The sequence below is a fragment of the Bradyrhizobium sp. 23AC genome, assembly GCF_054863025.1.
In genome coordinates this window covers 62,729-80,136 of the sequence record NZ_JAVAYN010000025.1, presented here as the reverse complement: position 1 = coordinate 80,136, position 17,408 = coordinate 62,729, and the positions used below count along the sequence as shown (strand labels likewise).

General features: G+C 65.2%; 17 protein-coding genes. 11 read left to right on the top strand and 6 right to left on the bottom strand.

Annotated elements, in window-relative coordinates:
* Window positions 1-66: 66 nt before the first annotated feature.
* From RAD10_RS36690 to RAD10_RS36680, 3 genes are all read right to left on the bottom strand, one after another.
* Window positions 67-921 carry a VOC family protein gene (locus RAD10_RS36690; RefSeq protein WP_461621259.1) on the bottom strand — a complete coding sequence of 285 codons (855 nt, stop codon included), beginning with the start codon at window positions 919-921 and terminating at the stop codon, window positions 67-69.
* Window positions 922-1,014: 93 nt separating this feature from the next.
* Window positions 1,015-2,028, bottom strand: a complete 1,014-nt coding sequence (locus RAD10_RS36685) for an aldo/keto reductase (protein ID WP_461621258.1) — start codon at window positions 2,026-2,028, stop codon at window positions 1,015-1,017.
* A gap of 56 nt (window positions 2,029-2,084) precedes the next feature.
* Window positions 2,085-2,846, bottom strand: a complete 762-nt coding sequence (locus RAD10_RS36680; RefSeq protein ID WP_461621257.1) for an alpha/beta fold hydrolase — start codon at window positions 2,844-2,846, stop codon at window positions 2,085-2,087.
* Window positions 2,847-3,183: 337 nt separating this feature from the next.
* On the opposite strand from RAD10_RS36680, the gene RAD10_RS36675 reads away from it, so the two are divergent.
* The 4 genes from RAD10_RS36675 (at window position 3,184) to RAD10_RS36660 (ending at window position 7,560) form a co-directional block, all read left to right on the top strand.
* Window positions 3,184-4,116, top strand: coding sequence for a helix-turn-helix domain-containing protein (locus tag RAD10_RS36675; protein WP_461621281.1), 933 nt, complete (start codon window positions 3,184-3,186; stop codon window positions 4,114-4,116).
* 81 nt (window positions 4,117-4,197) lie between these two features.
* A complete protein-coding gene (locus RAD10_RS36670) occupies window positions 4,198-4,662 on the top strand; it encodes a (2Fe-2S)-binding protein (RefSeq protein WP_461621256.1) in 465 nt (154 codons plus the stop codon).
* Window position 4,663: 1 nt separating this feature from the next.
* Window positions 4,664-6,919 (top strand): xanthine dehydrogenase family protein molybdopterin-binding subunit, encoded by a 2,256-nt coding sequence (locus RAD10_RS36665; RefSeq protein ID WP_461621255.1) that lies wholly within the window; start codon window positions 4,664-4,666, stop codon window positions 6,917-6,919.
* 8 nt (window positions 6,920-6,927) lie between these two features.
* Window positions 6,928-7,560: a hypothetical protein gene (locus RAD10_RS36660; protein WP_461621254.1), complete on the top strand. Its 633-nt coding sequence runs from the start codon at window positions 6,928-6,930 to the stop codon at window positions 7,558-7,560.
* A 98-nt stretch (window positions 7,561-7,658) separates the two neighbouring features.
* Here RAD10_RS36660 and RAD10_RS36655 read toward each other — a convergent pair whose 3' ends face one another.
* Entirely contained in the window at window positions 7,659-7,970 is a 312-nt protein-coding gene (locus RAD10_RS36655) for a hypothetical protein (RefSeq protein ID WP_461621253.1), read from the bottom strand.
* Complete coding sequence (locus tag RAD10_RS36650; RefSeq protein ID WP_038949649.1) at window positions 7,967-8,161, bottom strand: hypothetical protein; 195 nt, start codon at window positions 8,159-8,161, stop codon at window positions 7,967-7,969. Before RAD10_RS36650 ends, RAD10_RS36655 begins: the two co-directional genes overlap by 4 nt.
* Before the next feature lie 87 nt (window positions 8,162-8,248).
* Here RAD10_RS36650 and RAD10_RS36645 point away from each other — a divergent pair, with 87 nt between their 5' ends.
* Window positions 8,249-8,764, top strand: coding sequence for a YciE/YciF ferroxidase family protein (locus tag RAD10_RS36645; RefSeq protein ID WP_128916127.1), 516 nt, complete (start codon window positions 8,249-8,251; stop codon window positions 8,762-8,764).
* An 82-nt stretch (window positions 8,765-8,846) separates the two neighbouring features.
* Here the strand turns inward: RAD10_RS36645 and RAD10_RS36640 are convergent, their stop codons facing one another.
* Window positions 8,847-9,704, bottom strand: a complete 858-nt coding sequence (locus tag RAD10_RS36640; RefSeq protein ID WP_461621252.1) for an SDR family oxidoreductase — start codon at window positions 9,702-9,704, stop codon at window positions 8,847-8,849.
* A gap of 232 nt (window positions 9,705-9,936) precedes the next feature.
* Between RAD10_RS36640 and RAD10_RS36635 the strand changes: the two genes are divergently transcribed.
* The 6 genes from RAD10_RS36635 (at window position 9,937) to RAD10_RS36610 (ending at window position 17,407) form a co-directional block, all read left to right on the top strand.
* Window positions 9,937-11,187, top strand: a complete 1,251-nt coding sequence (locus tag RAD10_RS36635) for an ABC transporter substrate-binding protein (protein WP_461621251.1) — start codon at window positions 9,937-9,939, stop codon at window positions 11,185-11,187.
* A gap of 124 nt (window positions 11,188-11,311) precedes the next feature.
* A complete protein-coding gene (locus RAD10_RS36630; protein WP_018318060.1) occupies window positions 11,312-12,139 on the top strand; it encodes a helix-turn-helix transcriptional regulator in 828 nt (275 codons plus the stop codon).
* A gap of 195 nt (window positions 12,140-12,334) precedes the next feature.
* The gene (locus RAD10_RS36625; protein WP_461621250.1) at window positions 12,335-13,345 is read left to right on the top strand and encodes a branched-chain amino acid ABC transporter permease; all 1,011 of its coding nucleotides are present in this window, start codon (window positions 12,335-12,337) and stop codon (window positions 13,343-13,345) included.
* 1 nt (window position 13,346) lies between these two features.
* Window positions 13,347-14,429 carry a branched-chain amino acid ABC transporter permease gene (locus RAD10_RS36620; RefSeq protein WP_461621249.1) on the top strand — a complete coding sequence of 361 codons (1,083 nt, stop codon included), beginning with the start codon at window positions 13,347-13,349 and terminating at the stop codon, window positions 14,427-14,429.
* The gene (locus tag RAD10_RS36615; RefSeq protein ID WP_461621248.1) at window positions 14,422-15,204 is read left to right on the top strand and encodes an ABC transporter ATP-binding protein; all 783 of its coding nucleotides are present in this window, start codon (window positions 14,422-14,424) and stop codon (window positions 15,202-15,204) included. Before RAD10_RS36620 ends, RAD10_RS36615 begins: the two co-directional genes overlap by 8 nt.
* The gene (locus tag RAD10_RS36610; RefSeq protein ID WP_461621247.1) at window positions 15,197-17,407 is read left to right on the top strand and encodes a Tm-1-like ATP-binding domain-containing protein; all 2,211 of its coding nucleotides are present in this window, start codon (window positions 15,197-15,199) and stop codon (window positions 17,405-17,407) included. The genes RAD10_RS36615 and RAD10_RS36610 overlap by 8 nt, the downstream gene beginning before the upstream one ends.
* The last annotated feature ends 1 nt before the right edge of the window (window position 17,408 follow it).

The following is a 17,408-nucleotide window of genomic DNA, read 5'->3' as shown; positions in this document are numbered from 1 at the left end:
AACGCTTCACTGGACGAGCAGGCTGTCGGCACAGATCCGGCGGCCCGTCGCCCGGGGACTTGCGGATCAGCGCGTGACTGTCTGCTGCCGTTTCGCCAGGGCCTCGCTAAAACGCTTCTTGACGGGGCCGAGCGCCTTGACGAACTCGAGTTGCTCGCCTTCGGGACCCTTGCAATAGATCAGCTCCCAGCCGTTCGAGGGCTCCTCGGTCACTCGGTTGGTGTTGGCGCTCTGGGGCGCGGCTTTGCGGGCAGCCTCGGTCGTGACCCGGACCGTGCGGTTTGCCCTCACCTGCGTCATGCCGCGGCGCGCGGATTCGGCTTCGAGATCGGCGATGAATTTGTTGAAATCGACGTCGTCGCGAACATAGAAGCAGATGTGCATCATGCGCGGAAAGGCGGGGCTCATGTGCTCCACCGGTTCGGCAAAGCTCTTCGAGCTGCCCATGGGCTGATCGGCCTCGCGATACTGCAGCAGCTCGAGCACCATGTTGTCGAACTGGATGAAGCGGACATCGAGCCTCTGCGCTCCGCTGCGCAGATCCGGGACGCCGATCGTCCGTGGATTGACCCCGCGCGCATTCGCCTCGATTTCCTGGTCGGCCAGCAGCGTGTTCTGCACCCCGTCGCCCTGGAAGTCGCCATGACGGAACACCTCGGTGCCGCCCAGCACCCCCGTGTAGAACTCGTAGGCCCGCTCCATGTTCTGGACCGTCAGCCCGAAGTGCTGGACACCCTGGAGCCGCGCCCCCAACGGCGCCTCGTTGCGCTCGGCTGACGACATGCTGTCGGCGCCCCCTGTCGCCGCCGTCGCATCAGTTGCCGTAGCGCCGGCCACCAGGCCCGTGACCACGGCTGCTCCGGCAGTCCGAAGCATGGTGCGGCGGCCCATGTCGGCGGCGTTGTGTGCTTGATCTGTCATTTCTTTCTCCTTGGTCGTTGGTTGACCTGGCGTGTGCCATCCGTCGGTCGAGGACTCGCTCGACCGGATGAACCTGCTGCGCCCTCAAGCGGCTCAATCGGCCGCGGGAAGCGGAGTTGCGGGGTTGACGAGTCCCGCCGAGCGGAGCTCGCGCCAGAAATCGGCGGGTATGGCTTCCTCGACGGCGGCGCGATCTTCGGCGATGCGGCTCGGGCGGCTCGCACCTGGGATGACGGCAGCAACGACTGGGTTTGCCAGCGCGAACTGCAAGCCGGCCGCCTTCATGCTGATGCCATAGCGATCTGCGATTGCCTTGATCCGCGCCACCTTGCCGAGAATCTCCGGCGGCGCCGGCGCATATTCGAAATTCGGCCCGCCGACGAGCGCGCCCGAACTGTAGGGGCCGCCGACGATGATCGCGAGCTCATGTTCCGCAACCATCGGCATCACCCGCTGCAGCGCGCGGGCATGGTCGAGAAGCGTGTAGCGGCCCGCGAGCAGGAAGCCGTCGGGGCGAGGGTCTTCGAGCGCGAGCAGCAACTCGACCGGTTCGACCCGGTTGACGCCGAGCCCCCAGGCCTTGATCACGCCCTCGTCGCGCAACCGGTCAAGCGTCCTGAACGCACCCTTGCGAGCGCTTTCGAACACCGCCAGCCACTCGTCGCCGTAGAAATCCTGCGCGACATCATGCACGAAGACGATATCGACATGGTCGGTGCCCAGCCGTTTCAGGCTGTCATCGATCGAGCGCAACGTGGCATCGCCGGAATAGTCGTTCACGATTCTGTTCGGGCGTCCATGTTTGAAGACGCCGGCCTTTTCGCCGAGCGCGCGGGCATCGGCATCCTCGGTTTCGTCGAGGATGAGGCGGCCGACCTTGGTGCTGATCACATAATCGCCACGCGGCCGGGCGGCGAGCGCGGCCCCCATACGAATCTCCGCGAGCCCTGCGCCATAGAAGGGCGCAGTGTCGAAATATCGGATGCCGTCGTCCCAGGCCGCGTTCACCGTCGCGAGCGCTTCCTGCTCCGGGATATCGCGAAACATGTTGCCGAGCGGCGCCGCGCCGAAGCCGAGCTTGCCCGGCAGAATATCCTTGAGGGCCATAGCGCATGTCCTTTGTGAGTGGCCGGAGAAGCCATCCGTACGCGGCGCGACAAATTTCAGTCGGCCGCGGATGGGTCTGCGCTTCTTATGAAGGCCGCAACCTCGCGCGGATGCGACAGCATCACTGCATGACTGCTCTTCAGCTCCGTCATTTTCGCGCCCGCCCGCCGGGCCATGGTGCGCTGTGCCGTCGGTGGGATCATGTGATCCTCGCTCGTCACCATGTAATGGGTCGGCTTCGTCTTCCAGGCGACACGACCGACCTTGGTCTGCACCGCCTGCAATCCCCAAGGGAGCTGCGCAGCTCCCATGAAACGCGTCGTGGCCACGTCGACATCGGCCGCGAACGAGGTGGGGAATTTATCGCTGTCCACGAGGAGATAGTTGCCTTCGGCGACCAGCGGCGCCTTGTGCTCGCCGGCCGGCGCCGGCGCTTCCGCCAGCGCGCTGACCGACTCCCCGGCGTCGGGAGCAAATGCCGCGAGATAGACAAGGCTGCGAACCCTCGGATTGTCGCCCGCCTCGGTGATGACCATTCCGCCATAGGAATGCCCGACGAGGATGACCGGATGCCGCGCCTTGGCGATCACGCGCTCGGTCTCGGCGACGTCGTCGCGGAGCGTGATGGTCGGGTTCTGGACGACGAGCACCTCATAGCCGGCATCCGAGAGGATGTTGTAGGTGTCCTTCCAGCCCGAACCATCGACGAATGCGCCGTGGACAAGGACGATGGAGACGGGCCTCTCTGCCGCGACCGCCGTGGCGACCTGGGCAGTCGCAATCGACATTGCGACAAGTGCTGAGACATATGACTTCATATCAGGCTCCGATCCTCGATACGGCGAAATCGCGTTCGATGAGCCATCATGAGACCGCGCCGGCATTGCGGTATTTCCGTTTCCTGCGCGATGACAGACGCATCTTGCTCATCCGGCCGCAAGATCAGCTTTCGAAGCCCGTCAAGCACATGACCAAGTCTTTGCGTTGCTTGCCTTTTACCTCTTTTAACCGTGCCGCCTCTGGACTTCGCTCTCGCCGCTTGTGAGAAATTCCCATCGGCGTGGCAGCGGCCGGGCTGCAACTCTCCACCGGATGGAATGATCGCTCGCTTGCGATACGGGGCCGGGATTCGCCGCAGCAGAAGCGGAGGTCATGATGGCGCTCGTCACGCATGGAGATCAGAAATATCAGAACAGCGAGAAGCTCGCGGAGACCAGCAACTGGTCCGCGCTGAGCATCGAACATCGCAAATTCGAGGCGGGACGCCAGCAAACGCCCGTTCCCATTTGCACCGAGCTCGTCATGCTCGTGTCAGGCGGCGGAATGGTGTGCCGGGCCGGCAATGGCGAAGTCCAGAAGAGCCTCGCCCGGCCGGGCATGAGCTACCTCGTGCCGGTCGGAACGCAGGAGAGCCATCTCGAACTTTCGGACCGGATGGAATGTCTGCATCTCTATCTGCCTCCGGCACTGCTGGACCAGAGTGCCCTCGCCGACTTCGACATCGATCCGGCAAAGGTCGAGATCGCCTATGCTCACGGTCTGGCAGACCAGGTGCTCTTCCACATCTGCTCGCCGCTGCGTGACCTGCTCCATCGTCCCCGCCAGCGGACCGATGCGCTGTTCGTGGAAGGAATCCAGGTCGCGCTCGCGGCTCATCTTCTCGGACATTATACGATCGACCGCTGGCGCCCGCCGGAAAAGTCGCCCTCGCTCGATCCACGACGGCTGCAGCGCGTGCTGGATTATATCGAGGCCTCTCTCGGCCTCGACATCAGGCTCGAGGAGCTGGCGGCGCAGGCCTGCCTCAGCCCCTATCATTTTTCCCGGCTGTTTCGCGAAGCGACCGGACTGTCGCCGCACCGCTACGTCACCGATCGCCGCGTCCAGGCTGCCCGGCAGGAGCTCGCGCGCAACCATTTGACCCTGGTCGAGATCGCGCTTGAGTTCGGTTTCGGCTCGCAAGCCAATTTCACGCGCGTGTTCCGCAAGGCCGCCAGTCTCACGCCGGGACAGTATCGCGAACTGTGCTGCGGCCAGCCCGACATGAAAGCCGATCGCGCCGATCCATTCCGCAGGGATTGCGCATGATGCCGCAGGATTCGGAAATACTGCGCCTCGCCATGAGGCGATGCTGCCGTGCCGACCAGATCCGCCAGAGGACATATTGACATGATCGAGCTCACAGTGGACGGGATCAAGCGCCAGGTTGACGTCGTTCCCGAGATGCCGTTGCTCTGGGTGTTGCGCGACGAGCTCGGCATCACGAGTCCCAAATATGGCTGCGGGGTCGCGCAATGCGGTGCCTGCACCGTCCACATCGACGGAAAGGCCGTCAGGTCCTGCCAGTCGCATATCGGCGAGATCGCCGGCAAGGCCGTCGTCACGCTCGAAGGGTTGGGCAACAAGGACCAGCACCCGGTGTTGCAGGCCTGGATCGAACATCAGGTCCCGCAATGCGGCTACTGCCAGACCGGGCAGATCATGCAGGCGATTTCGTTGCTCTCAAAGATCCCCAAACCGACGGACGAGCAGATCAATCAGGTGATGTCGGGCAATCTCTGCCGCTGCGGCACCTATCCGCGCATTCGCGCGGCGATCCATGCGGCGGCGGCCAAGAAGATGGCGGAGAAGTGAGATGGGCCACATGCAGAGCCTTTCGCGTCGCGCCTTCGTTTTCGGCTCCGCCGCGCTCGCCGGCGGCATCGCCTTCGGTGCCTACACCAATGCCGAAGCCGCGGCGCCGGCTGCCGATGGCAATCCGTTGGCTGCCGGCCTCGGGCCGAACTCCGTGACCTTCAATCCCTGGGTCGAGATCAGTCCGGACAAGATCACGCTCATCGCCCAGCACGCCGACATCGGTCAGGGCGTGGGTTCAGTGCAACCGATCATGATCGCCGAGGAGATGGACCTCGATCCCGGGCAGTTCGAAATCCGGTTCGCAGAGCCCAGTCGCGCCTATTTCAACACCGGGTTCAAGGAAGAACTGGCCCCGTTCCTCGCCTCGGATCAGAGCCCCGCGGCCGAAGCGGGTCGCGCCGCGGCGCTCGAAGGTCTTCGGAAGTCGGGCCTGCAGATGACGGGCGGCTCGAGTACGATCCCCGACACCTATGAGAAGCTGCGCATGGCCGGCGCGGTCGCGCGCGAGACGTTGAAGGCCGCGGCCGCCAAACGTTCGGGCGTCGCGGTTGCCGACATCCGCACCCAATCCGGGCACGTGATCCTCCCCGACGGCAAGAAAATTCCCTACGTCGAGCTCGCGGCAGACGCTGCCGAGATTCCCCCGGTGCTCGATGCGCAGACGCGCGATCCCTCCACCTGGCGCATGATTGGCAAGCCAATGATGCGCCTTGATGTGCGCGCCAAGGTTCTGGGCGAGTTGAGGTTCGGCATCGACATGAAGATGGAGGGCATGCTGTACGCCTCCGTCAAGCTGAACCCCAACAAGGGGCAGCCGCTGAAATCATATGACGCGGGCAAGGCGCAATCGATGCCGGGGGTCAAGAAGATCCTCGAAATCAAGAATGGCGTTGCGGTGATTGCCACGAACAGCTGGTACGCGATGAAGGCAGTCGACGCCATCGCGTGCGAGTGGGCGCCCTCGGCCTATCCCGCCGAGCAGGCCGACCATTGGAAGGTTCTGGAATCCTCGTTCAAGCCGGAGTTCCTGGGCAAGGAATGGCGCAAGGTCGGCGATGTCGAAGCTGGCTTGAAGACGGGAACGCGCATCGAGGCCGAGTATCGCGCGCCCTATGTCGCGCATCAGCCGCTCGAGCCGCTCAACGGGATCGGCCTCGTCACCGACAAGGGGGTGGAGATCTGGGTCGGCCACCAGAGCCCTCAATTCGTGCAGTATGTCGCGGCGACCGCGATCGGCCTGAAGCCGGAACAGGTCACCTTCCACAATCAGTGGACCGGTGGAAGTTTTGGCCACCGCCTCGAATACGAGAACGTCCGTGTGCTTGCCGAGATCGCGAACCAGATGCGCGGCACGCCGATCAAGCTGGTGTTCTCGCGCGAGGAGGATTTCCTTCAGGACATTCCGCGGCAGATTGCGATCGCCCGGCACAGCGGGAGCATCGACAAGGGCAAGATCGTCGCGGCCGATCTGCAATTGGCCTCGACGGCGCCGCTCAAGGGGCTGCTCGAACGTTCGGGCGCCCCCTCGAAGGATCCCGACGCTCAATTGGCGGCCGGCCTCTGGAACGTCTATTACGACATCCCCAATTTCCGGGCCACGACTTACGAGGCGCAAGGATTGTCTCCGAGCACGACGTGGCGGTCGGTGGGCGCCTCCACCGCCGGCTTCTTCACCGAAAGCTTCATTGACGAATTGATCCATGCGGCGGGCCTCGATCCGATGAAAGCGCGGATCGAGATGTGTGCCGTGCCGACCTACCGCAAGCTGCTGGAGACGGTCGCCGAGATGTCGGATTGGAAGGGACCGCTCGGCAACGGCAGAGGCCGGGGTGTCGCGTTCGTCGAATCTTTTGGGACGCCGGCGGCCGAAGTCGTCGAGGTGACGGCGACGGACCGAGGCATCAGGATCGACAAGGTCTGGGTCGCCGTCGATGTCGGCAAGGTCATCGATCCCGTCAACTTCGAGAACCAGGTGCAAGGCGGCGTGGTCTGGGGGCTCGGCCATGCGATCAATTGCGAGCTCACTTACGCAAAGGGCGCGGTGCAGCAGACCAATTACAACCACCACGAAGCCATGCGGATCTACCAATGTCCCGTCATCGAGGTCCGCGGGCTCGAGAACGATCCCAAAGTGAGAGGTGTCGGCGAGCCACCCGTTCCACCCGCCGCTCCCGCGCTCGCCAATGCGATCTTCGCCGCAACCGGAAAGCGCATCCGCGAAATGCCGTTCAACAAGTTCGTCGATTTCGTGTGAGGCAAGCCATGAACAGGTCTCTGATCGCCGTCGTGCTCGCGGCCTCATCAATCGCCGCCCTCACCGGGATCGTCGCGGCCAAGGACGAGGCCGCCAGGGATACGCTGCCGACCGGCAGCCTCAGCCGTGCCGAGGGACTGGCGGCCTGGAAGCGGATCGAAGCGGTGGTGACGCATCCGCGTTGTGCCAACTGCCACGTCGATGCCAAGGCGATCCCGATATGGACGCCGGCGGGCGAAACCAAGCCGCGCGCGCACGGCATGAACATCCACGGCGGAGCGAGCCGCATCGGCACGGAGGCGATCCCGTGCTCGACCTGTCACATGACTTCCACCCAGGCGAACGAGCCGGCCCCGGCGCCGCCGCGCGCCGGCATCGATTGGCAGCTCGCCCCGGTGGCCTTCATCTGGTTCGGCAAGAGCGGCGCGGAGATTTGCGCGCAAATGAAGGATCCCAAGCGCAATGGCGGTCGCGATGCCGCCGGCCTCGTCGACCATTTGCGGCACGACGCTTCGTTGAACGGTTTCATTCCTCGTGGCTGGGCACCGGGAGCCGGCCGCTCGACGCCGCCCGGCACCTTCGAGGACCACGTCAAGGACATGGCCATGTGGGGGGCGGCGGGGCAACCTTGTCCGAACTGACGGCTTCGTTGCTTGCCGCATTGATGACGCCAGCGTGATGACGCAGGAGGAGCGCTATAAATAGTGGCGCCGGCCAAGGCTCGGCATCACTCTCGACATCACTCGCCTGCGCAGCAATCCACCAACAGCTGCCAGATCCGCTGCGCCTCGCGTCTCTCGTGGCTCTCCGTCACCTTCTCGGCGCCGGACTGACCATAGCCGGCGATGGCGCGCGCTTCACGCGGCACGATCCACCGTTCCGAGATCGGGTCGTACCATTTTCCGATGTTCATCTCAGTCACGGCGATCGACTCACAAATTTTCCAACATTCGAGCGATGCGCCTCCTGCGGCCTCATGCGAACCATTCGGCGGCGCGTCGCTCCATTTACCAATCAGCGGCGCGTACGATCGTTCCACCGGCTGCATCATCCCGGCCGGGCCGGATGAAGCGTACGCGGGTGCCGCTCGTGCAGCAGCCGCGCGAGCTCCTCGCGCTCGGTCTCGCGTCCCTTCATGGCGGTTTCGAACAGCGCTTCCTGGATGTCGCGAGGCATGTCGCCCCACACGTCCATCGCCGCGCGGCCGAGCAGGCCCGCAAGATGATCAATTCCGTCGCTCATTCGGCCCTCCTGGTCTGCACACAGGAATGGAACAGCTGCGGCCGCGCAGCGTTCCAGTGTCATCATTGTGAAAAGGAGGCGTCTTTTATGGGATTCTTCACCAAGGACATCAAATCGATGGAAGACCTGCTGCTGCACGGGCTGCAGGACATCTATTACGCGGAGCAGCAGATTTTGAAGGCGCTGCCCAAGATGATCGACAAGGCGACCAACAGGGATCTCGCCGCCGGCCTGAAGGCTCATCTGGACGAGACCAACAAGCAGGTCGAACGGCTCAACAAGGTGTTCGCGAAGCTCGGCAAGGAGCCCAGCGGCACGCAGTGTCCGGCCATCGACGGCCTGATCGAGGAAGCCGACGCGACCGCCGGCGAGATCGAGGACAAGGCCGTGCTCGATGCCGCGATCGTGGCCAACGCGCAGGCCGTCGAGCACTACGAGATGTGCCGCTACGGCACGCTGATCGCCTGGGCGGAAGAGCTCGGCCACGACGACATCGTGCGCTTCCTCACGACCAATTTGAACGAAGAGAAGGCGGCCAACACCAAGCTGAACACGGTGGCGCTCCGCAAGGGCGTCAACGCCAAGGCGTCCAACGCCGCCTGATCGATCTGCTGACCAGGACGTGGCGGCCCGGCCTCCGGCGCCGCCACGGTTCACGTGCTCACAACGCGACGAGGCGCATTCGTCAGATGAACGGCTTCCCGCCGGTGACGGCCAACGTGGCCCCCGAGGTGTAGCTCGAGAGCGGATCGGCCAGCATGACATAGGCGGTCGCGAGCTCGGCCGGCTGGCCGGCGCGCTGCATCGGGACCTGCTTGCCGAAATTCTTGACCCTTTCCTCCGACATCGTCGACGGGATCAGCGGCGTCCAGATCGGACCCGGAGCCACGGCGTTGACCCGAATGCCTTTCTCGGCCAGCATCTGCGCCAGCCCACCCGTGAAATTCTGGATGGCGCCCTTGGTCGTGGCGTAAGCCAGCAAGGTCGGGTTGGGCATGTCCGAGTTCACCGACGCCGTGTTGATGATCGCAGCGCCCGGCCGCATGTGAGGCACGGCGGCCTTGGTCAGATAGAACATGGCGTGGATGTTGGTCTCGAACGTGCGCTGCCACTCCTCGTCGCTGATATCCCCGATGTCCTTGAACGTGGCCTGGTGGGCGGCATTGTTGACGAGGATATCGATCCCGCCGAGCTCCTCGACGGTGCGACGCACGATGGACCGGCAGTGCTCGGGATTGCTGATGTCGCCGGGAATCAGGATCGCCTTGCGTCCCGCTTGCTCCACCAGCGCCTTGGCCTCGGCTGCATCCTCGTCCTCGTTCAAATAGGAGATGACGATGTCGGCGCCTTCTCGCGCATAGGCGATCGCGACCGCGCGGCCGATGCCGCTGTCACCACCGGTGATGAGCGCCTTCTTTCCGGCCAGACGCCCGGCGCCCTTATAACTCTCCTCGCCATGATCGGGACGTGGATTCATCGCACGCGTCGAACCAGGCATCGGCTGCTGTTGCGAAGGATAAGGCGGCTTGGGGTATTCGATCATGGACAGCTCCAGCAATTTGCTCCGCTAACGGAGCCCCGCCGGAAGCGTTCCTGTGACCGCCTGTTGCACCGCGGAACCATTGCGCCGCACCATTCAAAAATGAGACTGCCCGTCAAACCAAAGGAGGCGCCGACGCATGCACCGCGTCCGACTTCGGTTAGCTTTCCCATCAAAGCCGCGGGCCTTTCGAGAGCCACGCGGCGACAAAAGACGACACACAGGGAGGAGCACAATGTCGAAATGCAGTGTGGGACTGCTCGCGCTGAGCAGCTTTTTTCTTTCAAGCGCAGCGATCGCCCAGGAGAAGATCAAGGTGGGCGTGACCGCGACCCTCGAAGGCACCTACACGGTGCTCGGCGAGGACGGCATGCGCGGCCACCAGACAGCCCTCAACGTCCTCGGCAAGAAGGTCGGCGACAAGGAGCTCGAATTCATCGTCGCCTCGACCGACGCAACGCCGGACAGCGCGGTGCGCGCCGTGCGCAAGCTGATCGAGCAGGACAAGGTGCAGATCCTGCTCTCGCCGCTCTCCGGCGACGAGGGCATCGCGGTGAAGAACTTCGCAAAAACCCACCCCGAGCTGACCTTCATCAACGCGGCCTCCGGCGCGCAGGAAACGACCTATGTCGATCCCGCCCCGAACTTCTTCCGCTACAACATGGACGGCGCGCAGTGGCAGGTCGGCCTCGGCAAATACGCCTTTGAGGAAAAGAAGTATCGCAAGATCGCGACCGTCGGCGAGGACTATTCCTTCATCTACACGCAGGTGTTCGGCCTCGTGCTCGAGTTCTGCGGCGCCGGCGGACAGGTCACCAACCGGCAATGGGTGCCGCTCGGCACCAAGGATTTCGCCTCGGTGATCGCCGCACTGCCCGACGATGTCGACGCGATCTATCTCGGCCTCGGCGGCGCCGACGCCGTCAACTTCCTCAACCAGTACCAGCAGGCCGGCGGCAAGGCGCATCTGATGGGCGGTTCCATCATGATCGACCAGACCATCCTGTCGTCCAAGGGCAACGCCAAGAACGCCCTAGTCGGCACCATCGCGGCGAGCGGCCAGGCCGACACGTGGGAGGACCCGGGCTGGCAGAAATTCGTGAAGGCCTATCAGGACGCCTTCCCGCCGAACAAGCGCTTCCCGAGTCCCTCGCTGCTCGCCACCAACTATTATGGCTCGACCATGGCGCTGATCCTGGCGCTGCGTCAGGTCAATGGCGATCTCTCCAACAACCAGGCCAAGTACAAGGAAGCCCTCGCCAAAATCGAGATCGATGCGCCGAACGGCAAGATCAAGCTCGACTCCAACCGGCAGGCGATCGGCACCAACTTCGTCACCGAAGTCGTCGATGATGGTAAGGGCGCGCTGTTCAGCAAGGTCGTGAAGGTGATCCCGAACGTGAACCAGACGCTCGGCTACGACCCGACCGTATTCTCCAAGATCGGGCTGCCGAGCCGCACCGTGCCGGAATGTAAGAAGTACTGACGCATCACCTCCGCGATGCACAACCCGGGGAGCGACTTGCTGACGCGGTCGCTCTCCGCTCTTGCAATCTCGTCGGCGTTGTTGAACGCTGAGCGAAAAGACAAGAACATTCGGGAGGGAAGGCATGAGCCGTGCGCTCGCCGTCTTCCACGGCCGGTTCGGCCGGGCGACGGTTTATCAGTTGAACCGCCCTTTCAATATCCACGCCCATCGTGAAGGTCACCTGATCTTCCATGTTGGCGGCATGCCCGCATGCATCGACGTCTCCGACGGCCACCACGATCTCAACGAGACGTCCGTCGTCGCGGTCAATCCCTGGGAGCCGCATAATTTCCTGCCCGCCGATCTCGACGGCGGCGCGATCTTCTTCGTGCTCTACGTCAATGCCGAATGGTTTGCCCCCGATGCATCCGGCACCCATCGGATGCGTTTCGGCCGCACCCAGTTCCGGCGCACGCCGGCCCTCGACAAGCACATCAGGCGGACAGCCGCGCTCGTGTGCGGCGCACCATCTCTGTCCAGCCTGGATTCCGAGCTGCGGCGGCTGATCGACATCTGCTACGACGAAAGCTGGCAGCAGGCCGAGATCGCGCGCGATCCACGCGCAAACGGCTCCGTCACCGATTTCCGCGTGCGCAAATGCATCAAGATGATGTCGGAGAGCCCCGGCGCCGAGATCGAGCTCGATACGATCGCGCGGGAATCAGGTCTGTCGCGACCGCATTTCTACCGGCTGTTCCGCGTCCAGACCGGCGTGACGCCTAACCTTTATCTCAACACGCTGATCATGGAACATGCGCTCGAAGCGCTGGTGGCAAGCGAGACGCCGATCGCCGATATCGGCTTCGATCTCGGCTTCTCCTCGCAGAGCGGCTTCACCCGCTTCTTCGCCGCCAATGTGGGGATGGCCCCGACCGATTATCGTCGCGCGGCCAAGATTTTGCGCGCCTGAGCGAGGGCCACGAAAAGATACTCACGATCAAACGTCGCCCCCGCAGCCTCGCTAGGATGCGGGCAACGCGATCCCGAAAGAGGGTCGCGACCGACGGGAGCGCGCGTTCATGGTGAGGCTAGCAGCTGCTGCAAGCCTGTCTGACCTGCATTCGGTGGACCTCCGGCGCGGGGCCCGGACAGGCGGGTGGCGCCCATGAGCCGCTTCGTCGAACGCCATCCGGCCTGGGCGCTGATCTCGATCATTGCCATTGCCGTCGGGCTGTGGCTGGTCTTCGCGGTCTGGCCGCCGGGCCTGGAAGAGGCCATCGGCCGCAAGCGCGTCTTCCTCAACGCGGTCTTCAACGGCATCACGCTCGGGGGACTCTACTTCCTCGTCGCCAGCGGCTTCACGCTGATCTTCGGCCTGATGCGCAACGTCAACCTCGCGCACGGCTCGCTCTATCTGTTCGGCGGCTATGTCGGCTACGCCATCAGCACGGCGACCGACTCCTGGCTGCTCAGCTTCATCGTCGCCTTCATCCTCACCGCCCTGGTCGGCGTCCTGCTCCAGTTGATCGTGTTCCGCCGGATGGAGGGACAGGATCTCAGGCAGACCATGGTGACGATCGGGCTTTCGATCGTGTTCGCCGATCTCATGCTGTGGGCCTGCGGCGGCGACTTCTACCAGATCCAGACGCCGAACTGGCTGATCGGCCCCATCGAGCTGCCGCTTGTCACGGCGATCAAATCCTCGGGCGAGCCGGTCTATCTCCGATATCCCCTGGTGCGGCTGGTGATCTTCGCCGCCTCCGTCGTGATCGGCGTGGCGATGTGGCTCGCGCTCAATCGCACCCGCGCCGGCATGATCATCCGCGCCGGCGTCGACGACCGCGATATCCTCGCCGCGACCGGGGTGCGCATCCAGCTCGTCTTCGTGGCGGTGTTCGCGCTCGGCGCAGGCCTTGCGGGCATTGCCGGCGTCGTCGGCGGCACCTTCCAGTCGTTATCCCCGGGCGAGGACATCCGCTTCCTGCTCGCCTCCCTCGTCGTCGTGATCGTCGGCGGCATGGGCTCGATCCCCGGCGCGGCGCTCGGCGCGCTGATCATCGGCCTCGCCGAGCAGCTCGGCTCTGTTTACATCCCGACCTATGCCATCGTCGTGACCTTCCTGATCATGGTGCTGGTGCTGGCGATCCGGCCGCAAGGCCTGTTGGCGAGGCGCTGACATGTCGCTCGCCCACGATGCCCGCGTTGCCGTTCGTCCTGCCGATGTTGCGCAGCGCCCGGCGCGGACATGGCCGGAGATCAACAATCCCGCCGCCTGGATCGTCGCGATCATTCTCCTGATCATGCCGTTGATCGCGAGCGGCTTCTTCCTGATCGAGATCTTCGCGACCACGCTGATCCTCGGCACCATGGCGCTCAGCCTGATGTTCCTTGCCGGCTATGGCGGCATGGTCAGCCTGATGCAGCTCACCATCGCGGGCTTCTCGGCCTACATGGTCGCCGTGTTCGGGGTCAGCGGCAACGCCAATATCAGCCTGGGCTGGCCGTGGTGGCTCGCGGTCCCCATGGCGCTGGCGCTGGCGACCGCTTTCGGCACGCTCGGCGGCGCGCTCGCGGTGCGCACCGAAGGCATCTACACCATCATGATCACGCTCGCGATCGGCGCTGCCTTCTATTATTTCACCAACCAGAACTGGGCGATCTTCAACGGCCATACCGGTATCAACACCGTGGCGACGCCGCACTTCTGGGGCGTGAACTGGCGCGCCGACATTCCCTTCTATTACGTCGTGCTCGCGGTCGCCGCGCTCTGCTATTTCGCCGTCGAATATCTCTCGCGCGCCCCGTTCGGCCTCGCCCTTCAGGGCGTCCGCGACAATCCCAGGCGCATGGCGGCGCTCGGCTTCAACGTCAATGCGCACCGCGTCGCCGCCTATGCCTTCGCCTCCTTCGTGGCCGCGCTCGCCGGCGTCCTCCAGGTCTGGAACTACCGCCAGATCTCGCCGGGCTCGGTCAGCGTCGGCGCCTGCATCGACGTGCTGATCATCGCTGTCGTCGGCGGCATCACGCGGCCGATCGGTCCCTTCATCGGCGCGCTGATCTTCGTGCTGCTGCGCACCTTCGCGCTCGACCTCCTGGTCAGGCTCGGCCTCGACGGCAACCGCTTCCGCCTGCTGATCGGGCTCGGATTCCTCGCCATCGTGTTCTGGTCCTCGGACGGCGTCATCGGCCTGTGGCAGCGCTGGCGCCAGAGCCGGCGACCGGCTGCAAATCGACCGGGCGGAGGACGCGGCCATGGATAGCGTCGCGCAACGCCTCTCGGCCGTCGGCGCCGGCGCCGCGCTGGAGCTGCGCGGCGTGACGCGGTTGTTCGGCGCGCTCGCGGCGCTGACCGACGTCACCATCACCGTCCGCCCCGGCGAACGGCGCGCCGTGCTCGGCTCCAACGGCGCCGGCAAGACCACGCTGTTCAACTGCATCACCGGCGACTTCGCGCCCTCCTCCGGCACCATCCGCTTCTTCGGCGAGGACGTCACGCATTTCCCGCCCTATGAACGCATCCGCCGCGGGCTGCGCCGGACCTACCAGATCTCGGCGCTGTTTCCCGGCCTCACCGTGCAGGACAATGTCTATCTCGCCTGCCGCGGCGTCTCGCGCGGACGGTTCTCGTTGCTGCGGCCGGGACAGAACGATGCCCTGATGCACGCGGCCGACAATCTCGTCCAGGCCGTGCATCTTTCCGCGGTGAAGGACCAGCGCGTGGCGGAGCTCGCGCACGGCCAGCAGCGCCAGCTCGAGATCGCGCTCGCGCTCGCCGGCGCCCCGCGCTTCGTCCTGTTCGACGAGCCGGCCGCGGGCCTGTCCCCCACCGAGCGGGCCGAGCTGATCGAGATCCTGACCTCGCTGCCGGCGCATATCGGCTACATCATCATCGAGCATGACATGGACGTTGCCTTGCGCGTCGTCGAGAGCGTCACGATGATGCACAACGGCCGCATCTTCAAGGAGGGCCTGCCGGAAGAGATCCAGTCCGACCCCGAGGTGCAGGAGCTTTATCTCGGAGGCGGCCATGAATGAGGCCCGCCGCTCCGCCGCCGCGCTCGAGGTCCGCGGGCTCGACGTCTATTACGGGCACTCGCACGCCCTGCAGGGCGTCGACCTCACGCTGGAGAGCGGCGTGTTCTCCGTCGTCGGCCGCAACGGCATGGGGAAGACCACGCTGTGCAAGGCGATCATGGGGCTGGTCGGCGTCAGCGGCGGGTCGATCCGGGTCCGCGGCGAGGACATCACGCGGCGGCCCTCCGCCCAGATCGCCCGGCTCGGCGTCGGCTACGTGCCGCAGGGCCGCCGTCTGTGGCGCTCGCTCAGCGTCGACGAGCATTTGCGGCTGGCCGGCGGCATGCGCTCCGGCGCCTGGACGGTCGAGCGCATCTACGACACCTTCCCGCGCCTCGCCGAGCGCAAAGATCACGGCGGTGGCCAGCTCTCGGGCGGCGAGCAGCAGATGCTGGCGATCTCGCGCGCGCTGCTCACCAATCCGCATCTGTTGATCATGGACGAGCCGACCGAGGGGCTTGCGCCCGTCATCGTGGCGCAGGTCGAGGAGATGCTGCTGCGGCTCGGTGAGGACGGCGACATGTCCGTGCTCGTGATCGAGCAGAATATCGGCGTGGCCACCGCGGTCTCGCGCAACGTCGCGATCATGGTCAATGGCCGCATCAATCGCATCATCGACTCCGCGCGGCTCGCCGCCGACCGCGAGCTCCAGCAACGCCTGCTCGGCGTCGGGCTCCACGCCGAGCTCGAGCCGGATCTCGACATCCCCGCATCCGGCCCGGACACAAAACCGGTGCCGGCGCCGCGCCGCGACGGGCCGATCCGCATCTACGTCTCCAACCCAACGCTGCCGACGCGATGGTCGCCGCCGGTGCCGATCGCCCGCATCGAGGCCGCAGCCCGCACGCTCTCGACGCAAGTCGCGCGGCTCGACGAGACGGCGCGGCGCAAGCGCGAGCCGATGGTGGCGCAGACCGCCGGCCCGCCCGTCGTGCTGGTCGTCGGCACGCTCGACACCAAGGGCCAGGAGCTACGCTTCATCCGCGACATCATCGCCGAAACCGGCCTGCGTACGCGGCTGGTTGACGTCTCGACCAGCGGCAAGCATTCCAGCTGCGATGTCTCCGCGCAGGAGATCGCCCTGAACCACGGCCGCGGCGGTGCCGCGGTATTCGGTCCCGACCGCGGCGCGGCCGTGACCGCGATGGCCGACGCGTTCGCCAGCTGGCTGCGGCGCCAGGGCAATGTCGCCGGCGTGATCTCGGCCGGCGGCTCGGGCGCGGCGTCGCTGGTTGCCCCCGGCATGCGCGCGCTTCCGGTCGGGGTGCCGAAGCTGATCATCTCCTCCGTCGCCTCCGGCGATGTCGGGCCCTATGTCGGCCCGGCCGACATCACCATGATGCACTCGGTCACCGACGTGCAGGGCTTGAACTCGATCTCGCGCGCGGTGCTGGCCAACGGCGCCCATGCGCTCGCCGGCATGGTCAAGGCGCGGCTGGATGCACGGGCCGCGACGGCGCGGGAGGCCGGCGGCCTGCCTGCGGTCGGCATCACCATGTTCGGCGTGACGACGCCGGCGGTGCAGAAGATCGCCGCCGATCTGCGCCATGATTTCGAGTGCCTGGTCTTCCATGCCACCGGCGTCGGCGGCCGTTCCATGGAGAAACTCGTCGAGTCCGGCCAGCTCGCCGGCGTCATCGACCTCACCACGACGGAGGTCTGCGATCTCCTGATGGGCGGTGTGTTTCCGGCAACCGAGGATCGCTTCGGTGCGATCATCCGCACGCGCGTCCCCTATGTCGGCTCGGTCGGCGCACTCGACATGGTCAATTTCGGCGCGCCCGACACCATTCCCGAGCGCTACCGCGGCCGCAAGTTCCACGTCCACAATCCGCAAGTGACGTTGATGCGGACGAGCGTGGAAGAAAACGAGCGCATCGGCCACTGGATCGGCGAGCGCCTCAACCAGATGGACGGCCCGGTGCGCTTCTTCCTGCCCGAGGGCGGCGTCTCCGGGCTCGATGCGCGGGGCCAGCCGTTCTGGGATCCGGACGCCGATGCCGCGCTGTTCCGGACGCTGGAGCGCACCGTGCGGCAGACCGCCAATCGCCAGCTCATCCGCACGCCCAAGAACATCAACGATCCCGACTTCGCCGCCGCCATCGTCGGTGCGTTCCGGACCCTGTTCGGCCGCACCGGCACGCGGCGGAGACTAGCGAGGTGAG